Source organism: Aliikangiella marina (assembly GCF_007004765.1).
GTDB lineage: Bacteria > Pseudomonadota > Gammaproteobacteria > Enterobacterales > Kangiellaceae > Aliikangiella > Aliikangiella marina.
In genome coordinates this window covers 1-23,438 of sequence record NZ_VIKR01000004.1, presented here as the reverse complement: position 1 = coordinate 23,438, position 23,438 = coordinate 1, and the positions used below count along the sequence as shown (strand labels likewise).

Here is a 23,438-nt window from a genome sequence, read left to right as displayed (position 1 = left end):
ATTGAGTGTTGTCATTAACAATACACTTTAAAAAATCGCACCATTAAACTTGGTGATGCTCATATAAAAGTTAATTACTTGCTCGCGTTAATTATTGATAAGACGATTAAGGCGCTTAGCGACAGTTTCTCTCGCATTCTGTTTTTTAAAAGTTGTTGGAACATGTCGAAGAAAATTACGCCATTTATAATTTTCTTCCTTTCTATCGGCACTCAAAATAAAATCTCTTAGCTCGATGAGTGACTCTCTATGGTATGCCCATAGTACACTTCCTTTGAATTCTATGGTGTAATAAGCTTCGTCCGGCCATCGTAAAAGATGTTTTGTTGCTTGCGAGCAATTTTTACAACTCATCGAGCCGAGTAGAGGCTGACGGTTTTGTCTTAAAAATCTGGAGTGGTCCCAGTCAGAAGATTTATAGCCTTCAGGAAGTCCTTGTATCGCAAGTGTAGAGCCGCCATGTAGGCCGGGATAGTATATTGCAGCATGCCAACGTTGGCCGCTAGAATCGACGAGCAGTTTATAGTCAAATAGATTGCTCTCTTTGAAAAAAGCAACATCCTTTTTGAGTTTGATTTTTACCACCTCAGCAAACTCAAATTTAGCGCTTTCGAGGCAATTTGGACAATGAATATCAACGATATGCGGCATAGGATTCCACTCATAATAACCGGTCATGTCTATTTATCTCCAGAAGCGAGCAACTTGAAATTGCTTAATATCGGGGCTGCCAAGGAAAATGTTATCATTCATATATAGCATAAGGGCAAATCGGTTTATTCAACACTATATCATCAAATGACTTCAAGCTTATCGCAAAGCGCACATTTGTAGTCTATATTTATCAAATATGATTGACTTTAAATAAGAAAAAAGAAATAGCGGTCTTATGGATTATTTTAAGCGAGTAAAAGTATGGAGCGAAGACTTAGCTCCGGGAATGTTTGTCGCTGAATTAGATCGTCCTTGGGAGGAATCGAATTTTTTACTACAAGGCTTTAAGCTCGAGGGCCCTCATGATGTTGAGGCGGTTCAAAGACAGTGTCGATATGTTTACGTTGACTTTGAATCTGAAGCACAATTCAAACGATTTAAATTACAAACTTCAAAGTCGAGTACCTATAAAAAACACTTAGAAGAAAGCTTAGCGTTTAACAATCAATCCTTTAACTTCGATATCAAACCTGCGTTGACGAGAAGAAAGCAAACCAAATCGATTTTAAAATCAGTGTTCGACAAAATTGCGCTTGGTCAAGACTTTGACGTCACTACCGCGCATGATTCCGTTAAAGAAAATGTTAAGGAAATACTTCAAAATGAATCAGCAATGCTGGTTTTGGCGATGTTATCCGAGTCCAATGCTGATATTGCCGATCATTGTTTCGCGGTAAGTATATTGTCTATTTGTTTCGCAAAACAATTAGGGTATAGCCAGGTAGAGCTAGAGGATATCGGTTTAGCCGCTTTACTGCATGATATTGGTCATATGCGGGTCGATAATAAAGTATTAAACAAGTATGGTCGACTTAATGCTGATGAAAGAAAACTAGTTGAAGAGCATCCTAAATATGGCTTTGACATTATTTCTAGTAAACCCGGTTTAACTAAGTCTTGTATTGATGTTATCTACAGTCACCATGAGCGAATCGATGGTTCGGGTTATCCGCGCGGTTTAAAAACGACATCTATCACACCGATAACCCAGCTGATTAGTCTCGTGGATGTTTATGAATCAAAAACCAGACAGCAATCATATCGCAAAGGATCGCCAATTGTCAGAGTATACAAAATGCTGCTTGAGGGTAAAAATACAATATATGATGGTAAATTACTGATGCAGTTTATTCAGTGGCGAGGCATCTATCCACCAGGATCTATTGTCGAATTAGAGGATGGTCGAGTAGGGATTGTGATTGCCATTGATCGAAAAAATAAATTACAACCTGTTGTTCTTCAAATCCTCGACCAGTATAAACAAAAAGTCAAAGAACAAATCATATCTGCCGCGAATGACAGTGATTTTAAGATTATCAATGCCTTTGAAAATAATGCCTTTGGTATCTATTTACATGACTATCTAGAAAAAGGGCTAAAAATCCGCTCTTAGCCAAACGTACCTATACCCAAAAAATTCTTTAGCTTAACGTCATTGACTTAAGTTTCATTGTGTAAACTATATAGCCTTTTTGAGCGTCTAAGGGAGTAAAGCATCAACAGAAGTTTTACACTAAAAAAATTTAGGTAAAAACTTTCAAATAGTCGAACTAATCAGAGACTGACAAAAAGGCGAGCCTATAAAATGAAAATAATTTTATCAGTTATCATAACACTACTTATTACGCATGCAGCAACAGCGAAAGAATTTTCCTATCCGGCCAGTCAAGTGTTTGTTCTGGGGACTAATCATTTAAGTGGTATCAATGATGAATACTCACTTGATATACTCAATAACCTTCTCGATAAGCTAGAAGCCTATCAACCCGACCTCATCGCCATTGAAGCGCTACCGCCAGTTGAAACTCAATCGATGGCAGCATTGATGAAAGAGCATGGCCGGGTATTAAAGAGTTATGGCCGCTTTCAGACTCGTTACAGTATCGAAGCTCAAAATGCTTTGTCCAAAAGCTGGTCTGATGCAATGGCTGAAGTTACCATGTCTGTACCACGCTGCGGGAGTCATGAGGAGCGACAAAATTGTGTGCTTTTGTATTTGGCATCTTATGACTACTACACTGCGTTATTGCTCTGGGATAAAGGTGATAAGGCGTTTAAATCCAAGTTTGCTAAAAATTTTCGGCGTATACATGAAGGGTTTAGTCGACGCATTACCAGCAGCAATGAATACATTAGTATTGCTATAGCACTCGCTAAACGGCTTGATCTCGAACGGTTGTATCCGGTTGATAGTCATAGTGAAAAGGGGCCGCTGGGTCGCCACTTTGAGCAGCCTAAAAAAGAAGCTGATGCGAACAAGGCTATGTCCGGTGTTAGTCAAGATCATCCTTTTATTATTTCGATGAAGAAAAACTGGAAAGATGCAGCTGACAGTGGTGATGTCTTACCATATTATCAATTTGTTAACTCACCTGAGGCGATGCAAAGTGATTTAGAGTTTCAGTGGACACCCTGGTTAGCAAATGATGGAAAGTCACGGATCGGAAATACGCGGGTGGCTTTTTGGGAATTTCGAAATTTGAATATGGCAGCGCATATTACTCGCGTTATGGCAGACAATCCAGGCAAGAAAATGGTCTATATTGTTGGTTCATCTCACAAATATTATGTCGAAAAATACTTAAAGCAAATGAGGGTTATCGAGGTTGTTGATGCAGAAAAGGTATTAGGAAAATATCAGTCTCAGTAAAGCTAGATTAAATTGCGATCATACAAGCTGTAATAAAAAATTAACTTAAATGCCGCCGACAAACAATATCGTTGATTGTCGGTCGCTTTAATTTAGTCTCAAACTATTCAAAAAAAGAATCTTAATACAAAGTACTTTAAAGTTGAGCATTATTTTGAAATCGTATTTTATTTTAAAGTCGGGTGTTATTCTGAAAGAAAAATATCTCATTAAAAACAGAACGCTTAATATTGCAAAATATTAATAATTATCTTAGTGAATTCTCCATACTATCTCCAACGAGTAATAGTAAAAATATTCATTCAAAATATTTAGTTAAATATCTCTCATTGCTTATTAATTTCAAGGCAGAATACAAAATGCCTGCCTAAACTTCGAGCCTCACTTCTTTTTAACTTGAGGATTGAATAAGATGAAATTAAATCTACCTATTGCGATTTTAGTAATTATTTTTTTAAACGTTTCCAATGTCATACGTGCTGCTGATGTCAAAGTGTGTCCACCACCACTAACCGCTGACGCGCCAGTTGTCCCGCTATCAATGGAGCAACAGGATATCAATAACGGAAACCTTAAGCTTAAAGACATAGCCGATCATGGAGAGTTATTATTTGGTGCAAGGTTTAATGTTTGCGATGGACAGGGGCGACCAGCAACAACTGGCGGCGGCGATAAGCGAGCGATTCCGACTATTTCAGAAGAAGGCGAAACATTATCACCAGGACAAATCAATAAGCTTAGAACTTCGGCGCCAGACTCTGACTCGTGCGCTGGTTGCCACAACCAACCAGAGATAGGTGGAGCAGGAGACTTTGTCGCAAACGTATTTGTATTAGCTCATATTCTCGATCCGGTTACTCTCTCAGTAAGTCCAACAAAAGGTAACAACCGAAGCACTTTAGGGATGCACGGTTCTGGCCCGATCGAAATGCTCGCCCGAGAAATGACGACTGATTTGTTGAATCAGCGCGCGGGGTTACCCGATGGCATTCATCAGCTAACCACTAAAGGGGTTAGCTTTGAAATTGAAATTTTACAAGGCGAGGTGGTGCGCGCCGAAGGAATTGACAGCGACCTAATCGTTAAGCCCTTTCACCGCTCCGGAATTGTTATTTCTTTACGCGAATTTGCAAATAATGCGATGAACCATCACTTTGGAATGCAGGCAGAAGAACGTTTCGACTTGGATCCCAATAAAGGGCCAGATTTTGACGAAGATGGCATGTCCAGAGAGCTAACCATCGGAGATATGACGGCCATTTCAGTTTGGCAAGCGCAGCTGGGAACGCCTGAGCAAGTGCTACCGAACGGCGCAGCGGCGAGGGCAAAGATAGTTGCAGGGGAAACCGTATTTAATAGCATCGGCTGTGGATCGTGTCACATGCCAGAATTGGTTTTAAATCAAAGAGATTTTGTTGAACCCAACCCTTACAATCCAGTCGGAAACTGTTTATCGGATCCTCAAGGCAGTTGCCCCGACTTTTCCTTTGATATGACGCAACAAGGTGAGGGAAATCGTTTAGAAAAAGGTCCGAATGGTACTGCAATCGTCCGCGCTTATACCGATTTGAAAAGACATAATTTGTGCGATGATGTTGGAACACCCAATGCAATTCGCTGGTTTTGTAATGAACAATTGGACGAATTTCGGCCACAACAAAATGGAAAACCTGGGAGGGAGTTTTTTCTTACCGCAAAGTTATGGGATGTCGGCAATACTGCGCCTTATGGTCACCGCGGTGATTTAACGACAATTACTGAAGCCATTCTAATGCATGGTGGAGAAGGTCGAGCTTCGCGCGATGCGTTCGTTGCGAGCAGTATTGATGATCAGCGTAATCTCGTTGATTTTTTAAAAACGCTTCAAGTTGTTCCAACGCAAAATAATGGTAACAGTGCTAGCAATGGTAATGGCGACGGCAATGGTAACGGCAACGGTAACGGCAGCGGGAATGGAAACGGGAATGGAAACGGGAATGGAAACGGGAATGGAAACGGGAATGGAAACGGGAATGGAAACGGGAATGGAAACGGGAATGGAAACGGGAATGGAAACGGGAATGGAAACGGGAATGGAAACGGAAATAGTAATAACTGAGCAATAAACGATATTAACCGCAGAGTTGAAGGAACTCCTCCAACTCAGCGGTTAACTGAATTAGCTTTTTGTTTTAGATATTAATCCCATTAAGCCAACTAGCGCAGCAAATAATACAGCGCCTACAGGGAAAACAATCCAGGTAACGCCCCATTGCATGGTCCAAAAGCTCCACCCAAGATAGATAGCCACCAACAGAGGCCAGTAAAAAGCGGCCAGTGCTTCGATATTTTTATTCTTATCTTTTTCGCGTGGGTGATAGTCACCTTCTTTAATTAATAGGCTGTAGGCATTATATTGCGCTGATGCAGGGATAATAATATACAAGCCGGCGCCAATCATAAAAAACAATACACAAAGCATTGTTAGAATTTTCTCTGTGCTTCCATTGGTTATTGCAACATACAGAAATGGCACGACACTTAAAATAAAAAGGGCAATCCCAATCGAAAGCTTTTGATGATAACTTGAGGTAATCATTTCAAGTTTTTCTTTAAAAATACTCTTAACGCCGTATTCGAGTTCAAACTCGTCTTCTTCAATCGATGCTAATTCGTTACTAAACTGGCCGGTTCTCACAAAAAAGCTGACGCCAAAGGTTACCATCACTAGCATGATAATTATTCCTGAGACCGTTGCAGTATTTGAATCGATGTCCATTTGTTGGGTTTGGACGAGGGAGAGCAAGTAAAATAAAGGGACAACGGAAAATAAGCACAGGAGAACACCTTTTACGATGATAAAACTCATTGTATTTTTCATGTCGACATAGCGGTTAGCTTGATTGAGACTAATACTATTAATCGTTGGCTCTACTTCGCCATTTATTGATTCAATAGTTTCAATGTTATCTTTCAATAAATAGTCAGTAGTCACCCCAAAAATTTCCGCCAGCTTAATGATTTTGTTCAAATCGGGAATGCTATTGGTGCTTTCCCATTTAGAAACTGACTGTCTAGAAACGCCCATTTTGTCCGCGAGCTCTTCCTGTGACCAAGCAAACTGTTTTCTCAGTTTGATGATTTTATCGGCAAGTATCATTAGATTCATTCCTCTGTCTATGTTTAGAGCCAGAATAGGAAAATGGGAGGTTGCACACTACCAATCAGGCGCGGAATTTTGTCAACCAGTGGTTGCAATTTAGAATATTTCGTTAAAATACACAATAAAAATGAAGTACTTTCAAGATGTTAGCAAGGATAAAGGTGATTTTTCTAGGTTTTAAGGTCAGGGACTTATAACTTGGGTGAGTTTTCCTAAAAAAGAGTGAGAAAGGATCTAGAGGCGGGGAATTATGGCTGGCAACTTGTAGTTGGTAAGTAATCACCAACAACATTTTTGAGCGGTAATTGTTTAGAGCAACCGGGCAAGTGGATAATCATCAGGGTTGTTGCTGAGGGGCGTTTTTGCCTGCCCACCATTCTTGGGCTTGTTTAAATGCCCATTCAATGAAGGACCAATTGTTGATCGTTGCAACGCCTTGAGCCACCAATAAACCTGAGAACGAATAGATGGCGCCTGCTTTGCCGGGCCGAATAACTGCGAGGATAGCCAACAAATAAAAAATTAATTTTGCTGGAATGTTTTTAGCTTGATGCGCTTTCTCGAGGGTTGTTTCTAGGCACTCCATTCGCACTCTGAACCAACCTTCCTGACCTTTATCGATATATAGATACAAACCAAATACCGCCAACCCGAGAAAAATCAGTATTAATCCAACTTCAATGTTTGATAGTTCCATCTTTTATAGTCCGGCACGCTTTACTTTTTTAGCTGCAGGTGCATCTTCGTCAATCTCGCTGTTGACCTTTAACTTTCCGACTTTCTTATATAGACGCCTTATCGCCACTCTTTTTTGATTGAATGCTTCATATTCGATTCTGAGTTGCTCAAGCTTTTGAGTTTCCTTGTCGTTAATCAAGGCTTCTTGCTCAATGGTGAGTAGCGCTTGAATCTCCTGGTCCATTTTAGCGAGATCGAGGACTTCTTCGTTAAGCGCAGTTTCATTGAACTGACTTTGCCGAACCGGGGTAACAACTGAGTCAACAATAGCGCTGGCAGGAGAGAAAACCTTTAAGGGTAGGGTTTGCTCAACTAAATAGCTTTCATTAGCAATTTCAATTTTTGCATAAGCTTCAAGCAGATTTTCTATTAATGATAAAGCACTCGTTATCATTAAAATTAATCCTGCAAGGATGACTGCACCAATAACAATCTGATCATTACTCGTTGCGACCGGCAAGATATTGGCGACCACTAATAATATGCAGCCTGCGATAATGCCGACTACTCTGCGCTTGGAATCACTTCTGATTTCATCGCTGTCTCGATAATTATCGATAGCATCATCAATTATCGATCGTGTTTTATTCATTGAAATATTCCTCTAACGCTATGAGCATTGTTACCTTGGCATGCCGCCAGTTTGAACGAACGCTAGCGGATTTTTTGCCGAGCGTTTTAGCTATTTCAGTGGCACTAAAGCCTTGTATCTTGAGTATTGCTATTTGCTTCTGACTCTTTGGGAGCTGGTCCAGAAGCTTTGCCCACAACTCTTTTCCAGATAAGTACTCAACAGGTGTATCGTTTGAAACCAGCTCTGGCAAGTCAACCCAGCGCTTAAGCTGGGAAATTCTATCCAAGCCGAGCCATTTGCATCGAGTCCACATCCACCGAGCAAATTCAGATGAGCTGCTAATTTTATTGCTATCAAATTGCTCAACAGCGATAACCGCGGCTTGTTGCAAGAGCTCTCTGGCTTCTTGCTCATCACCCATGATTTTGATCGCACGTTTTAACAATATTGACTCGCAATCAACCCAATACTGCCTGACTAGCTCTAGTCTGTTTTTGTCTCTATCCATAGTATTAGCGTATCAGCGCCCTAAAACGTGCAAAAAATCTTTAATTTTTTTTTCGTATTATAAAATAGTGTTACTTTTCAATAGTCTATCTCGTCAATGTCATTCTACAACTAGCGAATGTTGATCACTAGAACTTAATCGAGATATTGTAAAAGGGAGATTCGAATTAGCTGAAACGAAAAGCTAAGCGGCGGGAACTGCTTGCGTTTTAGTCAGATCACTCTCCTGAAAAAGGGGTGAGTGATCTGACAAACAGAATACCAATGCGCTTATTGTGGCGAGCACTGATAAATCCATTCTAGCAGATTTCTGTCAGCGGCGTTGTTTACAAAGTCGATGGTATAGGTACCGCCAGTGTGACCGACAGAGCTATTGTTGAAAATCGTACTGTCGGTGGGAGATGCGAGATTGATGACTTGGCGCATACCGTTGATATCGCTTGCCCAATTAGGGCTTCCGGGACCACTAACATGGCAACTCGAGCAGGTACCACCACTCGCTGATTTGTTTGCAAATGGGCCAACCACGTCGCTATAACTGAGTGATGGTGTAAGCGTTACTGACACGTTTCTTGTTACTGGTACATCGACGCTGTCACTACCGTCGTCAGCGAGTAATTGAAAGCTGCCAGTGTTGCCGCCGTTAAACACTTCCGCACTGGTACAAATGGATCCTGCTCCAGCGACTTCTGCCGCCGTTTTAGCGGTGAAAGTGTAATTGTAGGTCGTTACATCGGCATTACTTGAAACTTCGGATGTGGCTAAATCTCCCAGCGAAGTTGGTACGTTAGTCAGGGTTAAAATGTCTTCGTCGGCATCAGTAACATCAAAATTACTTGAGTTGAAAACAGCGCCAAAATTGACAGTCGCATTATCCACTGCACCGAAAACAGGGCTATTATCACTGACTGGATTGATATTAATTTCAGCAGAATTAATACTCAATCCGCTCACTAAAACACCATTATCATAGACATCAAACTCTAACGACTCAGTGAGTGCATTGGCACCAACTTCGTCGATAGTTGCCTGGTAGCGGATCACATTACCGAGCAACAGCTCTTGTAAAGTAAAGTTGCTTGGCGTTAAGGTGCCTGCCGTTAAAAGAGAACTTAATTCAAAAGTGATAATTGAAGGCGGGTCTAAACCATCTGCAACATCTTGATCAACAATTTGGAAAAATGTGTCGACGTTTACGCATACTTTATTGGGATCTAGCTCGCAATCAGGATCGGTAAAGTCTAAAGTATTCGGATCTGAAACTGCACTGATTGATAAAATTGAGCTCGCAGGGTCAGCATTTAGTTCAGAAACTGATAAACACAAGTCTTGGTCTCGACAATCGCTTGCAAATAATATTTGTGGTTGTCGATTATCGACAACGGAAACAAACAAAATATTTGATGCGACACTCGCCAAATCATTGGATGCCGTCATTTGAACGCAATAAAACTGGTCGTCGGCATTGGCGATAGTTGGCGTAAGCACTGCGCGATCGCCGCTAGCGACTAACGCCTGTGGATCGTTTAAGCAACTTTCAAATCCTGGTACCGTTGTTGAGTCCAAGAGTGTCCACTCAAAGCTCTCAGTAAATAACGATTCACTGGCATCAATTTCAATATGCCTGCCGAGCTTAGTGAGTAAATAACTTTGCTCATTGAGGCTTCTCTCAACCGCGTAAAGTTCAATTGGTTGACTAGTAATCTCGGGAAGTGGTGCGCCAGGAGTGGGCGTTTCGCTCATCTGCCCTAGGTCAGTCCACAATATGTCTGTCGGATTAGGATTGTCGTCGGTACCAGTCCAAAATCTATCCATGGTCAACCGAGCCATCGGCATTACGCCTCGGTTAAATACAAGATCAATCGTCTTTGGACGATTCTCAGCTGAAAGGAGATCATCCGGTGTCGCCATTTGCAAGAAATTCGGATCGTCTTCTGTACCTTCTCGACCCACATGACACATTCGACAATGTTGAGCAACAACATTGGAATACAAGTCGCTGTGCGCAGCCCAGGCTGTCGGCACGTAATCCCCATTAAAAGCACCACTGATGCAAGCGACTGTATTACTGCCTTCGCTGCAGGTCGCATCACTATACCAGCCAGGGTTTCCGTCACTACCGCCAATTAAGTCGATCGCATTATCAAAGCGTGGATTCGCAGAGTCGACATAAGTGTGGTAAACCGCTTGGTTGAGCTTGCGAAATTGTTCTTCTTGGCTTGCACGGTTGTAAACTAAGTTTGCAGTATCGTTCTCGACTTCGTCGAGATTTACAATCGCTGGATCAGTGTCGGAGTAGAGAAACGAATCGAGATCCCAGGGTAGAAAAGTGGCATTGATGTTGCCGACATAACCCGGGTCATTCACATCGATCGCTTTTGGTTCTCCGCCATGGCAAGCTGCGCAGACGCCAGGCATGTACTTCTGACCACGTCCGTCAAAATTGAAGTCGGTTACTCTTACTTGATCGCCTTCTTCATTGGGAATATAAGTATAAAACTTAACAAACTTTTCATCCGTCGCTGATCCTTGTGCCGGGGGGCTGTATTCCATCACCACCGTTGCTAATGGATTAAGTTTTTTTAGGGCGGCTTCAAGCGTCGGGTAATTGACTACGTAGGAATAAACATTGCCTGCTTCGTCGACTCGCACGTACATATCGCGACCAAAACCTAAATCATAATTGTTGGTGTAAACCGCATGAGCAAATTCCGACTCTTCAGAATCAACACCATTTATTGCATTGCTCAGTACGGTGATGGTGCCGTCGCCATTATCTTCTGCAAATCCAGCACTAACTAGCCATTTATTGAGGGTATCGGCGCTATTAGTGGGATCTATCGCTGCATAATAAGCTTCGGCGGTTGCTTTTGACTCAACCCTCCCGCGTCCGCTATTTCGGATAGCCTCAGCGGTCACTGTTATGGGGGCGAGTGCAGAAGTGATTGGCGGTGCGCTATTGTCGCCTAGGTTGACTCGAGAGCCATCATTAGGGCCAAGGACACTTAATTCAGCTACAAGGCTTGTGGTTAAATCAAATGTCAATTCAATTTCAATATCGTCGGCTTTCCACAAATCTAATAAATCATCTCGAGAAGCATTGTCATCTAATAGATCCTGATTAAACTGGTCGATAATCAATTGAGGTAAATCAAGGGTTACCCGAGACTCAAGTGCATTACCCGCATCATCAGTTCGCCAATTAGCAACAACTTGTTGGTCAAGTTGAGTTAGGGCACGTGAATTGTTATTGAGATAAGTCAAACACACTTCGCCACTACTATCGTAGCCATCAACGGTGCAAATTGCATTGCGATCGGGGTAATGCACAACGGCATTAACCGAGATGGAAAATTCAGCATTTGCCGCATCGACGGTTTGGTTTGCTAGTGGCAGCGCGGCTATTTGGTAACTGTCTAACGAAGTGGTCGATAGCGAATCAAAAGCTAAAAATCGATTCAAATCACGTGCGGGTACAACGGTTATTGTGACCGAATCTGTCGCTTGCCCACCGTCCGCATCGATGACAACCAAATCGAATCGATAATCTGTAGCAGTTACGACTTTGGGCGCGGTAAAACTTACTGCGTTGGCTGTCAATTCGCGCAGTTGAACATCGCTAGGGTTAGTACTGGAAGCGCTCCAATTAAATTCGAAAATTGGCGTGTCCTGACCATCACTATCTTTAGCGGTTAAAATAACTTCAGTGCCTTCTCTTGCTGAGTTATCAGCACCAAGACCAACGGCAATGCCGACGGCAATTGGCGGAAGATCCGCTTGTTCGCCGACGTCGCTATCGCCGACGGAACCACAACCTAATACACCAATTAAAAACGCCGACATTAAAGCCGACTGATGAATCGTTTTGTCAAAAAAAGTTTTCATTTTAACCTCGTATCCTTTTGAGAGGTCCTAACCCTAAACAGGTTATGGAATGATTAATATTCTGCTTATAAAGTTCAGTAACTAGAATCCGTAACGAAAGCCCAGCGTGACGCTATCCTCTTCAAAATTAGCAATATTTTCTACACTACGATAACTGATAAAACCCTGCATGCTACCTGATGCATTGCCATCAGCATCAACTTGGGTGTCGCCTTGGATGATAAAAGACATGCCTAAACTATAAGAATAGTAACTACTATCTATTTCATCAGTGGGAAGATTAAAGTTTACTGCGTCCAATTGACCTGAAGGTAAATTCGCAAAGGCGGTAGATATATTTCTTGAATCATCCTCATGTTGGTTGTGTGATTGAATGTCAAAAAATGGTACTACTACTCCCCAAGAGGGCGTCCAGGCATATTGCAGTTTGATACCAATAGAAGTTTCCAAAGAGTCAATACTTTGTTTGCCGACATCTAAATCAAATCCATCATTGTTGATATCATCTTCACTAAATCCATCGATGGTCGTGTTGGTACTGGAGACACTGACGAACGGCTCGACGACAAAACCTTCATACTGATAACTGTAGCCTACTTCGATAAATAACGAGTTGACACTGGCATCGGTTCTACTGATTGCTATCGTGTCGACGTTGCCAACGTTTGGATTTAATGAGGGATATTTGATGGCACGCGACATATCGATATCTTGATTTTGTAGACCCAATGAAAAGCTCGCGTAGAATTCGTCGGTCTGATAAAGGAAATAAGGCATTAGGCTGAAACCATCGGTTTCAATACCACCGTCAACAACACTTTGGGTTGAGTCAAATTCGATTTCCTGATCGATGACTGCTCCAATAACACCAAACACCCAGTGCTCATCAAAGCGATAATCTAATCCAAAACTTATTTTCGTTCCTTCAAAGTCATAAGCATCTTCAAAAACAGTCGCTGACTTAGCGCCCGAACCTAAGTCGGCATTGATAAATCCACCCCAACGACTATAACCTACGCTTTCTCCTTGGTCGGCACTCGCGCCACCACCGCTGAGTCGTTGATAGTCACTATTGGTTGCCAAGCTACCGCTGTCACCAAATGAATTAAATGCGACGCCAAAGCCTTGAGCGCCACCTCGAAGCGCTTTTAATCTTGCGCTCAAATTAGCCAGTTGCCCGCCGACAAATTCATCGGTCAAACCAGATTGTGATGCGAACTCCTCTCCAGCTGTCCATCGCAATGCAAAACCTAAGTTTTCGACGTCTAAATCTAAGCTGAATTGAGTTGGACCATCGCTGCCTAATAGTACATTTGCGGTATGAACGAGCTCTCTTACGTTACTGAATAAAGTAAAAGTGTCGCCGCTACATGACTCACTTTCGACTCGTTGAAAATCGGTACAACCCGCTAATAATAAACGGGCATAGGTTTGTTGGTTGGCAATTGCAGCGGCACTTTCTAATGCGTTACTAAACTCAATCTCACCAAGATCGGCTTGTACCATTGGCGATTGCATCGAAAGTAACACTGCGATCGAAACTCCTGTAAATTTAAACCACTGCGTACTGCGAAAACGTGCTTTCATAGTGCTGTTCCTTGTGTATTTTTAATTTGTAATTTTATTCTGAGAGTTGCGCCGATTGTCTTGGTACAAAGAAAAAGCTTCCTGCCTCATGACCGGCTCCTTTTATTGCCTTAAACTCTGGAGTTTGCTCTACACCCACAGCATTTGCTGCAACTTTGACTGAGTCTCTAATGGTTAAAAATAATTCTGAACCGGAAATAATTTTTGTATTGTTGGCGAGTTGATCAAGCAACGCACGCGCAAACACTGAGTGACCTTTCCCAAAATTATCCAGCACCGGTTGGTCACCACCCGAAGTTAATAGTAGTCGCGATTTTTTTGGCAGGACAAAATCTAAATAGGCACCACTGTAATTCGCTTTTGCTCCGGCAAAAACAAAGCCTGGTGCTGAGGAGAGTAATCCGGCATAACAAGAGTCAGCCATCACTAACACGCGTTTTGCTTTCAATCGCGAAAGATGGCGAGTGATCGACTCATTTGAAACCCAGCGAGTATCGTTTGGGGGTAAGTCAGCATTAATCGGTAGCCAGTATCCACTCTCCCAGTCAGCGTTTTTGATTCGACTACCGTGGCCAGCATAAAAAATTAATAGGTTGTCGTTTTCTGTGAGGACTTCATTGAGTCGATTCAACGCTTGCATTATTTGTAAGTTGTTAACGTTAGTGAGTAGCTCAACATTAAAGTCATAACGCTCTTTTAATATTTCCGCGGCACGCGCGGCATCATTTAATGGTGAATCTAAATCTTCAAGATTTTCATAATCTTGATTACCGATAATAAGGGCGTAGTATTTCCCATATTTAGAATCATCTGAAGTATTGGTGTTTTGTTCGGCAAACAACTTCTCTGCTTCTAATGGCGTGGGCTCTCTGAATTTAGGTAGTGCATCAATTTCTTGCTTTTGTTCGACTTTCTCTGATTCTAGTTTATTTACCCAGCTTTTTAATTCAGCTAATTCTTCTTTGAGTGCAGCATTAGCGCTAGCACTCGATGCCTTAGCTTGAAGTTGGGTTATCTGTTTATTCAGTAAATTAATCTGTCTTGATTTCTTATTCAGTTCTTTATTTAATGCGGTTCGAAGTTCATTGACTTCTTGATTTGCGGCTGACTGAAAGACCAATGAATCTTCTTTCATTCCCCATGCTTTGCGATACCAATTCAAAGACTCTAATTTACTTTTAGGTACACCCAATCCTTGTTCGTATAAAGTGCCTAAATTGAATTGTGCCCGTGAATCACCTTGTTTCGCGGCTTTTAAATACCAAAACGCGGCAACTTCATAGTTAGGCTCACCATTCAATCCTCGTTCATAAATTTCACCAACGTTTGCTTGAGCTTCCGCATCACCGGCTTCGGCTGATGGTAACCAAACTTTTAATGCTGTTTTGTAATCCGCGCGATCAAATGCAACATATTCTCCGCCTCGGATGCGACAGTCGGCCGCAGTAGTTTTGGTTGGGCGGCGTTGAGTGACAAAAGTAGTTGTTCCTAAGCGTTTGACTTGACCAGGTAACAAACAGTCTACGACTTCTAAATCAGAAACAGATAAGGTTTGGGATTGAGGTTGTTGGGTGTCAACGGAAGCGGTTTTGCAGCCAACCAAAGAGAGAAGGCAAACTGCGATAGAAGAGTATGAGAGGTGTTTCCGGTCAAACATAATAATTATTCCTTGTCGTTTGAGTCTGCCAACATACTGCTTCATTGCTTGCATTCTTTGCTTGCATTCATTGCACACGTTCAGTGCTTGCAAGACTGCCTGACGTGAGTAAATATATCACCCAAGTCAGTCGCACGAAACTAGCACTGGCCCTTGGCTTTGTCAATTATCCAGGCCAGTGTGTCATGGCAGCGTAAAATCCGATATGATTGCCAGCATGTTAACAAAATCCCGCCTCTCAAACACCTTCATAGTTATCATTTTGTGGCTAATCAACGGTTGCTCCACGAATAAATATCAGCATCAGGAACTCTTCGAAAAATATGAACTTATTCAAAAAATTGAAAGGGGAGAGCGGTTTAATCATCTATTAGTCAGTAATCGGACCTCAGGGAAAAAACTACATATTTACCTTGAGGGAGACGGCGTACCGTGGATAAGCCGCTATAAAATTTCTCAAAATCCAACACCTTATAACCCTTTGGCATTGAAACTTTTATTGCAAGATCGGGATTTTGCACTCTACGTAGGCCGACCATGCTATTTTGAATTACACCAGTCGAAGAATTGCACGCCACAACAGTGGACTAACGGCCGATATGGGCATGATGTTATCGATAGCATGGAAAAAGTCATTAGGCGATTTATTCGTTCCACCGAGGTCGAACAAGTGATATTCATTGGCTACAGTGGTGGCGGTGTAATTGCCAGTCTTTTAGCCGAGCGGTTCCAAGAAACGCAATTACTGATAACGATAGCTGCAAACTTAGATACATTCCGCTGGACCAATTATCACGATTATAGCCCGCTAGATCTATCGATTAACCCCGCGACTAACATAGAGGCTATGAGCGTACCGAATATTCATTTGGTCGGTGCAAATGATACGATTGTACCGCCTGAATTAACTAAGGACTTTATCCAAAAGCTCGGTGGGGAGTTAATTCTTTTTCCAGATTATGATCACCAATGTTGCTGGCACGAAAATTGGTCCGATACACTTGATAGTATCATCGACCAACAACATGGTTTTCAGTCAAGATAATCGAAGGTATCTCGTCTTGAGAATTGTTCCTGTGATTGCTAGTTGTCCATCAACTTGTTTTTATAATCTTCTAAATGCTCATTATCAATCAGCGATTTGTATCGGCTTAATTGATTCACCTGTTCAAGTTTTTCTTGATGAGTTAAATTGCTTGAGTTGTCCTCTATCGTGTCAATAATCATAAGAACAGCTTTGTCCAACGACGCTTTGGTCTGACTATGCTGGGGTAATATTTCATAGGCCTGTTCGAACATGGTCAGCGCGTTATTCCAATCGTTGAAATCCAGTAAGGTATTGCCTTGTAGCATTAACTCATCGAACTTCGCCTGTTGTTGTGGGGGCAGCTCATCGTAGAGGTGATCCATGCTTCCTTCGCGGGGAATTAACAAAGAAACGAGTAATACCAGGGAAATCGTTACTAAACCGATGGTCAAGTTGCGTATCGCCCTTCCTCGGCCAACAAAGAGGTTTCTGAACTCTTCGCCATTTTTGAGTCGATCTTGATGTTCAAAGGACAGCGCTTTGGCAATTGCTTTCCATTGATAACCTTTGAGTTGCGGAATTTTCTTAAATGAGAGACGCTCTTCAAAGGCGATATCAGCCGGCTTTCTTTTATAGGGGTGGCTACCAGTGAGTAACTCATAACTAATGATGCCAAGTGCATAGACATCATCTGAAGGGATGGGGGCTTCATCACGCAACATTTCGAGACTCGCATAGGCGGGGGTCAGTCCCACGACTTCATCTGGGTTATAAATCGCACTAGATCGTTCTTGCTTATCAAGGTCTGTGATGATTCGCGCGATTCCAAAATCGATAATTTTTACTTCGCCATCATCGGTATAGAAAATATTTTCGAGTTTTAAATCCGCATGTACGATATTTTTCTTGTGTGCATAAGCCAAACCATCACTGATTGACTGGATAATTGGGATCGCAATTTCCAGTGGTAATCCGTCAGGATATTCTTTTAATAGTTTATTTAGTGGCCGCCCTTTCAGTTCCTCCATCGTCAAAAAAACTAAATCGCCATCGCGATCAAAGTCGAAAACTTTGATTACGTTAGGATGAGATAAGATTTGGCTTTTTTTCGCTTCTCGCTGGAGCGTAACAAAAGCTTGCGGGTGATCTTCGAGTTCGCGACCTAAAATTTTTATCGCGATGTAAGGTTCGCTGTCGCCAGTTTCTTGCTTTCTTAGGTCGAGCGCGCGGAATACCATCGCCATACCACCAGCACCGAGAGACTCTTTTATCACAAACCGGTTTTTAATAATCCTTTCTTCTTCTGAGCCGTTATCAAGGCCTGATGGGTCGTGTGAATCTAAGTTATCTGGATTTCTAGAAACTGCTTCAGTTGCGGCTTTGCTTTTGCTAGGGGCTATTCTGGTCGCTTGGTCAGATTTCACCACAGTCTCGTCCGGTTGTTTGTCCAAGCGTTGTTGCGTTGCCGGTGTGACTCGCGTTCTGTCGGTGGCTTGTTTAATGACCGTCTCATCTTGCGCGGCTAGCGGATCATCAGTCAGTTTACTTGGTGCAATCCGAGTTTTGTCATCTGGTGAGTTGTTTTTTGTCATTTATCATTCCACTAGCCTTACTTTCACCAAGGAATAGTAAACTAAATTAACGGCTTACAAAATATCCGCCAAGCTTTTTTAGTCATTCAGTATCGATTAAATGTCAGTTTTATGGACAAAGTTGATTAACATCATGTCGTAACAATTACTCGGTATACTCATTAGTCTTATAGGTGAATCAAAAGTGCTCACTAGGTGTATGCCCCCTCCATCGCTACTAAATTTGAATGAAAGAAATGGAGAGGTTCGCGACTTTGAGTTGTACCGGTGTCCTCATTGATGAGTATTTATCTCGAAAACGAGTTTATTCGATATTTACTGATAAATTCATTTTTAAAAAATAAAATAATTGAATAATATGATGCTTAATAATGGGAAGGCTGAAAAATTTAAGGATTGAACATGTTGACAGTACCTGCAAATTTCACTGAAGGTTTAGTGCTTTTACTCAACACACCGAGTGGCGCAAAAATTCTCGAGTCAGACGCATTAAAAACTGCTGTTGGTAGTTTAAATAAAGATCTCCAAGCTCATGGTAAAGCAACTGGTGCAACAAGGTTACAACTTGGGACCCATCATCTGCCGGCGGCTAATCAAGCCTGCGTATTAGCCCACGAATTGACTCACTGTCTGGACTTAGCATTTTGGGATAAGTCACTCGACGAGATATCCAGTGAAATGATTGGTGCCACTGAAATTAATGCGCATTACAATCAAGGACTTATTGCTAAAGAGTTGTCTGCTATTCCTGGCATGGAAGATACTTGGAAAAAGCAGGTAACCGCGATGACGGGCGGTAATTCAACCTTCGGCCGAATGTTTGATGTGTGGACTCGTGATGAGGTGTTTAGATATCTGGACTCGACCCAACAGTACGGTAAACATGTAAAGGCGCTTTTACAATCCAAAGTGCTTTACTGTTGGACCAGAGATGATCAATGGGAAAAGGGGACAACGATGTTTCATTGTGAAGCTCATCTAGAGGCCAATAATACCGCAGGCCCCATGCATTCAGCTTGGGGATAAACCCTGACCATTCTTGGTTTGCATATTGCTATCGTGTTGTCGCGGTATCTTAGCGGGAGCCAAAGGCTATTATCACAAGCGCACTGATCAAGAATGCATTAATCGTTGGTAAGTATGAGTCGAGTGTCAGCTAACTACCCTCATTTTAAGCTCAGATTAATCTCATAAACCAATTGAAAAATGCTGGTTGTTTGAATTCAATCTCATTTTATTAATAAGTTACTTTAGAGTGAATATTTTGCATAGGAATTGAACAGCTATTCCTGTAACATTCAGCGTCGTGCGTCTTTTGCCCGCATCGTATCGGCTTTTTTGCCCACACGATGTCGGCATAGTTAAATAACAGCAAAAAAGTGTTTAATGGAAGCAAAAAATATTTAACGGAAGCACAAAATGCGGTTGACGCCGTAAAATACCAATTTAGCCTTTCGACGAGGAAGGGCGCATAGAAACCTACTGGTTGAGCACTAACAATCGTTAGTGTTGCGATGTAGTTGAAAACAAAAAATGAAAAGCTCGTTTGTTTTTTTAAGGAAAGTTTCAAATAAACTCGGGGAATTTTGAGCAGTAATGGTAGCGAATTTCGTTCAGGGCATGCGGGAAAGTGCCTCAAAAGTTGTCAAATCCAGTTTCACCATGCCCAAGGATGTATCTTGTTTATCGCGTGTATCTGCTCAAGTTTGCTTTGCATTGTCGTTAGCGATAAGCGCCCCTCTGCATGCTGAGGACATCGACATGCCCATTGGCGGTCGGATCATTGAAGGCGAAGGTAGTATCATCGAGTCAGGTTTACTGACAACAATCCAACAAAACTCAAATGCATTAATTGTTGACTGGGATACTTTTGATATTGGAATCAATGGTCGCGTTGATTTTATCCAGCCCGGTGCAAATGCGATCGCGCTCAATCGAATTTTCGATAACAAGCCTTCTGAAATCTTTGGCCAGCTTAACTCTAATGGTCATATCGTTCTGCTCAACTCCTACGGAATTCTCTTCGGAGAGACTGCTTCTGTTAATGTTGGCGGACTGGTTGCCACGAGTTTAAGTATCTCTGCTGAAGATTTCATGAATGGTGACTATGTTTTTAGCGATCTCGGAGAGGTCAGTGGCAGCATAATAAACCATGGTTTGATTAATGCTGCAACGGGCGGAAATGTCACATTATTGGGTGGCCGAGTTGAGAATCACGGGTTAATCGCTGCGAATTTAGGTGCAGTCAATTTGGCGGCGGGACGAGAAGCGGTTTTGACCTTTGATAATCAAGGATTACTGGGAGTAAAAGTTACCGAATCGGTTCTTCAGGAAGATCTAGGGGTTGACCCTGCCGTAATTAACACCGGTGATATTAACGCTGCAGGCGGCAGTATTTTGTTAACTGCAAGTGCCAGCCAAGATATATTTTCTCAAGCCGTTCAAGTCGGTGATATGGCTGAAGCTCGGGAAGCAATTATTAATGAGGATGGTTCTTTTACGCTGACTTCTCGTTCAAACGCCCAGATCAATACCGGTAGTGGCAATCAATTAACAGCGGGCGCTGATGTTGTAAATAGCGGCTCACTCGATGTTTCAACCGATGAAGAAGGCGAAGATGCTGGCGAAATCCAAATAGTTGGGGAAAACGTCACTAACAGCGGAGTTTTGTTAGCGAATGCCGAAAATGGCAACGGTGGTGCGATAGCGGTTGAGTCAAGAGACGTGACGTTAGTTACCGATAACAGTGTTATCTCTACTAGAGCGGAAAATGGGCTTGGCGGCGAAATAAGAATTCTTGGCGATAAAGTCGGGGTTTTAGATGAGACTGTAATCGACTCTTCCGGCAGGAATGGTGGCGGAGACATTCTCATTGGTGGCGATTTTCAAGGTAGTAACTCGGCTATCCGAAATGCTTCACGGACGTACGTCGGAGATGACACCGAAATTTATGCCGATGCTTTGAATGAAGGCGACGGTGGTACCGTGATTTTATGGTCAGATGAATTGACCTATTTTGGCGGTAATATCTATACCCGAGGCGGTCAAACTGCTGGAGATGGTGGTTTTGTCGAAATTTCAGGGAAAGAGCAACTATTATTCCGAGGTGAGACGGATCGCAGCGCAGTCAACGGCGTGGGCGGAACCTTGTTGCTCGATCCGCGAGACATCACCATTGGCACAAATAACGATGATGGTGGACAGATTTCAGATAACGAAGTTTTGTTTACTGACGGTGGTGCGAGTGAGGATTTCTCAATCTCAGCGGCGCAAATTGTTGCTGAGTTGGTTGATGGCGATGTGCTTCTACAAGCCTTTAGAGATCTTGAAGTCGACTCTGCAATTATTGCAAACGCAGGAAATACCAATAATTTGACGCTGCAAGCTGGCGATGATCTTCGAATCAACGCCGCTATTGACCTGATTGCCGGCGATTTGAGCCTTATGGCTGGTATTAGTTGTGGTACGTGTTCAGATCTTGGCGCCGACTTAGTTATCGATAGCACGCTCAATACTTCGGGTAGTATCTCTCTCGAAGCTGCCCGCGATGTTTTCATCTCGGCGGCAATCGGTGGCTCAGCCGCCCCTTCATCGATCACTGTAAGAGCCGGTGATGACATTAATTTAAATAGCGGCAGTTCATTAACCTCTGCTGGCAACATGGTGCTTACGGCAGCGGATTCAAGTTTGGTGGCGGATGGATTTTGGGCGGTATCTTCAGCATCCGGCGACATCAATTTCAACGGCGGCAATATCACAACAAATGGCGGAAACTTCACTGCTTCAACTGAAGACGGCAATTTTGATTTTAATACCGGTGATATCTCGACCGGTGGCGGAGATTTTAGTGCCACAACTGCAGACGGCACCATCGACATTAATGGAAACGATATTGATACCAATGGTGGTGCGTTCCTTTTTTCTTCTTCTGGCGACTTAGATCTTGATAGTGGCGACATTACTAGCAATGGCGGAACAATAAATATTCGCTCTTCTGCTGGTGCCGTAACGCTCAATGGCAGCAATATAAACTCAAATACGGGAGACGTTCTCTTTTCGGCCGAGGGTAACATTGAGTTTAGAGACGGTCTGGTTACCACGAGCGGCGGGAATTTTGTTGCGAATTCAGCTTCAGGGTACTTCGATAACGCGTTCTCGAATTCCGATGCGATTGATGCTGGAGCGGGCAGCGTAACGATTACCAGTGGCGGTAGTTATTCAGTCAGTGGCGTTGGTGTTTATCTCGGCCGGATAACGGCTGGTTCACTGTCGGTTACCACTACCGGTGGAAGTATCAGTCAATATACTTTTGCTGGCCAGTATTTAGAGATAAACGGCACAACAACATTAAATGCAGGTGCTAACTCAATTACTTTGGACGTCACTGACAATGAGATCAATGGTCCGATAATATTAACCAATACCGGAGCCAATGCGGTTCTGATTAACAATAGTGTCGATACGACCTTAGGCGCAGTGAATGTCGGCGGAAACTTAACCATTGATTCGCAACAAGGTTTATCGTTAACCGATGATTTGACGGTTGTTGGAAATGCGGTTTTCGATTTTGCTCAAAATAATAGTAATGGTAACGTTTTCAATGTTGACACTGGTCTCACGATCGCTACGGGCTCGTTAACCGTCAATGGCGGAACCGGTAACGATCAATTCGATATTGGTAGTGATATCGGTGGTCAGTTAAATGGCGATGACGGTATCGATACGTTCAACATCCTTGCGGATGTTGTGACGACAACAATTGATGGCGGTGGCGGCTCAGATATTCTTGTCGGTAATGATTCGGTTAATACCAATACTTGGGTTGTCGATTCTGATAATTCAGGCACTTTGACGAATTCTTCTAATGTTGTTTCTTTTTCAAATCTTGAAAACCTGCAAGGCGGAAGTGGCGTCGATACCTTTACGGTAACCGCAAATCTATCTTCGCTCGATGCTGGAAATGGGAATAACAATATTACGATTAATAATGGTGGTGATGTCACAGGAGCGGTTACCGCCGGTGACGGGGATGACACGATTCTCTTGGAAGACTCTACCGCCAGCGCAATTGTCGGCTCAATTGATGCCGGCAATGGCAATAACAACATCACGATTAATAATTTTGGCTCGGTAACTGGCGCGATTGTGACAGGTACCGGTATCGATACCATCGTATTTACCGGCAATGGTACGGCGGGTTCATTATCAACTGGGGCGGGTGATGATGTCATTACCATCGTAGATAACAGCTCGGTAAGCGGCTTAATTGATGGTGGCGCCGATAATGATTCGGTAACGATTACCGGAAGTGATGTGACGATTACCCTCGGTACCGATGTCGCGAATACCGAAACGCTGACCGCGG

15 protein-coding genes are annotated in these 23,438 nt (G+C 42.7%); 6 read left to right on the top strand and 9 right to left on the bottom strand.

The genetic code is table 11. The features are described 5' to 3' along the window. Positions 1 to 87: 87 nt before the first annotated feature. Positions 88 to 678 (bottom strand): hypothetical protein, encoded by a 591-nt coding sequence (locus FLL45_RS14910; protein ID WP_210247206.1) that lies wholly within the window; start codon positions 676 to 678, stop codon positions 88 to 90. Between the two features lie 211 nt (positions 679 to 889). Here FLL45_RS14910 and FLL45_RS14905 point away from each other — a divergent pair, with 211 nt between their 5' ends. The 3 genes from FLL45_RS14905 (at position 890) to FLL45_RS14895 (ending at position 5,462) form a co-directional block, all read left to right on the top strand. Beyond that, positions 890 to 2,107, top strand: a complete 1,218-nt coding sequence (locus FLL45_RS14905; RefSeq protein WP_142942871.1) for a cyclic di-GMP phosphodiesterase — start codon at positions 890 to 892, stop codon at positions 2,105 to 2,107. A 192-nt stretch (positions 2,108 to 2,299) separates the two neighbouring features. Continuing rightward, entirely contained in the window at positions 2,300 to 3,364 is a 1,065-nt protein-coding gene (locus FLL45_RS14900) for a DUF5694 domain-containing protein (RefSeq protein WP_142942870.1), read from the top strand. A 412-nt stretch (positions 3,365 to 3,776) separates the two neighbouring features. Beyond that, the gene (locus FLL45_RS14895; protein WP_142942869.1) at positions 3,777 to 5,462 is read left to right on the top strand and encodes a di-heme oxidoredictase family protein; all 1,686 of its coding nucleotides are present in this window, start codon (positions 3,777 to 3,779) and stop codon (positions 5,460 to 5,462) included. Positions 5,463 to 5,522: 60 nt separating this feature from the next. Here the strand turns inward: FLL45_RS14895 and FLL45_RS14890 are convergent, their stop codons facing one another. From FLL45_RS14890 to FLL45_RS14860, 7 genes are all read right to left on the bottom strand, one after another. Next, positions 5,523 to 6,512, bottom strand: coding sequence for a helix-turn-helix domain-containing protein (locus FLL45_RS14890; RefSeq protein WP_210247205.1), 990 nt, complete (start codon positions 6,510 to 6,512; stop codon positions 5,523 to 5,525). A gap of 331 nt (positions 6,513 to 6,843) precedes the next feature. Next, positions 6,844 to 7,203 (bottom strand): hypothetical protein, encoded by a 360-nt coding sequence (locus FLL45_RS14885; protein ID WP_142942867.1) that lies wholly within the window; start codon positions 7,201 to 7,203, stop codon positions 6,844 to 6,846. A 3-nt stretch (positions 7,204 to 7,206) separates the two neighbouring features. Beyond that, positions 7,207 to 7,836: a hypothetical protein gene (locus FLL45_RS14880; protein ID WP_142942866.1), complete on the bottom strand. Its 630-nt coding sequence runs from the start codon at positions 7,834 to 7,836 to the stop codon at positions 7,207 to 7,209. Further along, positions 7,829 to 8,326 (bottom strand): RNA polymerase sigma factor, encoded by a 498-nt coding sequence (locus tag FLL45_RS14875; protein WP_142942865.1) that lies wholly within the window; start codon positions 8,324 to 8,326, stop codon positions 7,829 to 7,831. Before FLL45_RS14875 ends, FLL45_RS14880 begins: the two co-directional genes overlap by 8 nt. 269 nt (positions 8,327 to 8,595) lie before the next feature. Then, positions 8,596 to 12,210: a PKD domain-containing protein gene (locus tag FLL45_RS14870; RefSeq protein ID WP_142942864.1), complete on the bottom strand. Its 3,615-nt coding sequence runs from the start codon at positions 12,208 to 12,210 to the stop codon at positions 8,596 to 8,598. A gap of 81 nt (positions 12,211 to 12,291) precedes the next feature. Continuing rightward, positions 12,292 to 13,797 carry an autotransporter outer membrane beta-barrel domain-containing protein gene (locus FLL45_RS14865; RefSeq protein WP_142942863.1) on the bottom strand — a complete coding sequence of 502 codons (1,506 nt, stop codon included), beginning with the start codon at positions 13,795 to 13,797 and terminating at the stop codon, positions 12,292 to 12,294. A gap of 34 nt (positions 13,798 to 13,831) precedes the next feature. Then, entirely contained in the window at positions 13,832 to 15,499 is a 1,668-nt protein-coding gene (locus FLL45_RS14860; protein ID WP_210247204.1) for a caspase family protein, read from the bottom strand. Positions 15,500 to 15,671: 172 nt separating this feature from the next. Between FLL45_RS14860 and FLL45_RS14855 the strand changes: the two genes are divergently transcribed. Further along, positions 15,672 to 16,499, top strand: coding sequence for an alpha/beta hydrolase (locus FLL45_RS14855; RefSeq protein ID WP_185964481.1), 828 nt, complete (start codon positions 15,672 to 15,674; stop codon positions 16,497 to 16,499). Between the two features lie 38 nt (positions 16,500 to 16,537). On the opposite strand, the gene FLL45_RS14850 is transcribed toward FLL45_RS14855, so the two are convergent. Beyond that, the gene (locus tag FLL45_RS14850; protein WP_142942861.1) at positions 16,538 to 18,073 is read right to left on the bottom strand and encodes a serine/threonine protein kinase; all 1,536 of its coding nucleotides are present in this window, start codon (positions 18,071 to 18,073) and stop codon (positions 16,538 to 16,540) included. A gap of 402 nt (positions 18,074 to 18,475) precedes the next feature. On the opposite strand from FLL45_RS14850, the gene FLL45_RS14845 reads away from it, so the two are divergent. Next, on the top strand, positions 18,476 to 19,099 hold the full coding sequence (locus FLL45_RS14845; protein WP_142942860.1) for a hypothetical protein: 624 nt from the start codon (positions 18,476 to 18,478) through the stop codon (positions 19,097 to 19,099). 570 nt (positions 19,100 to 19,669) lie between these two features. Beyond that, the coding region (locus FLL45_RS14840) for a beta strand repeat-containing protein (protein WP_142942859.1) at positions 19,670 to 23,438 on the top strand (3,769 nt) is incomplete at its 3' end.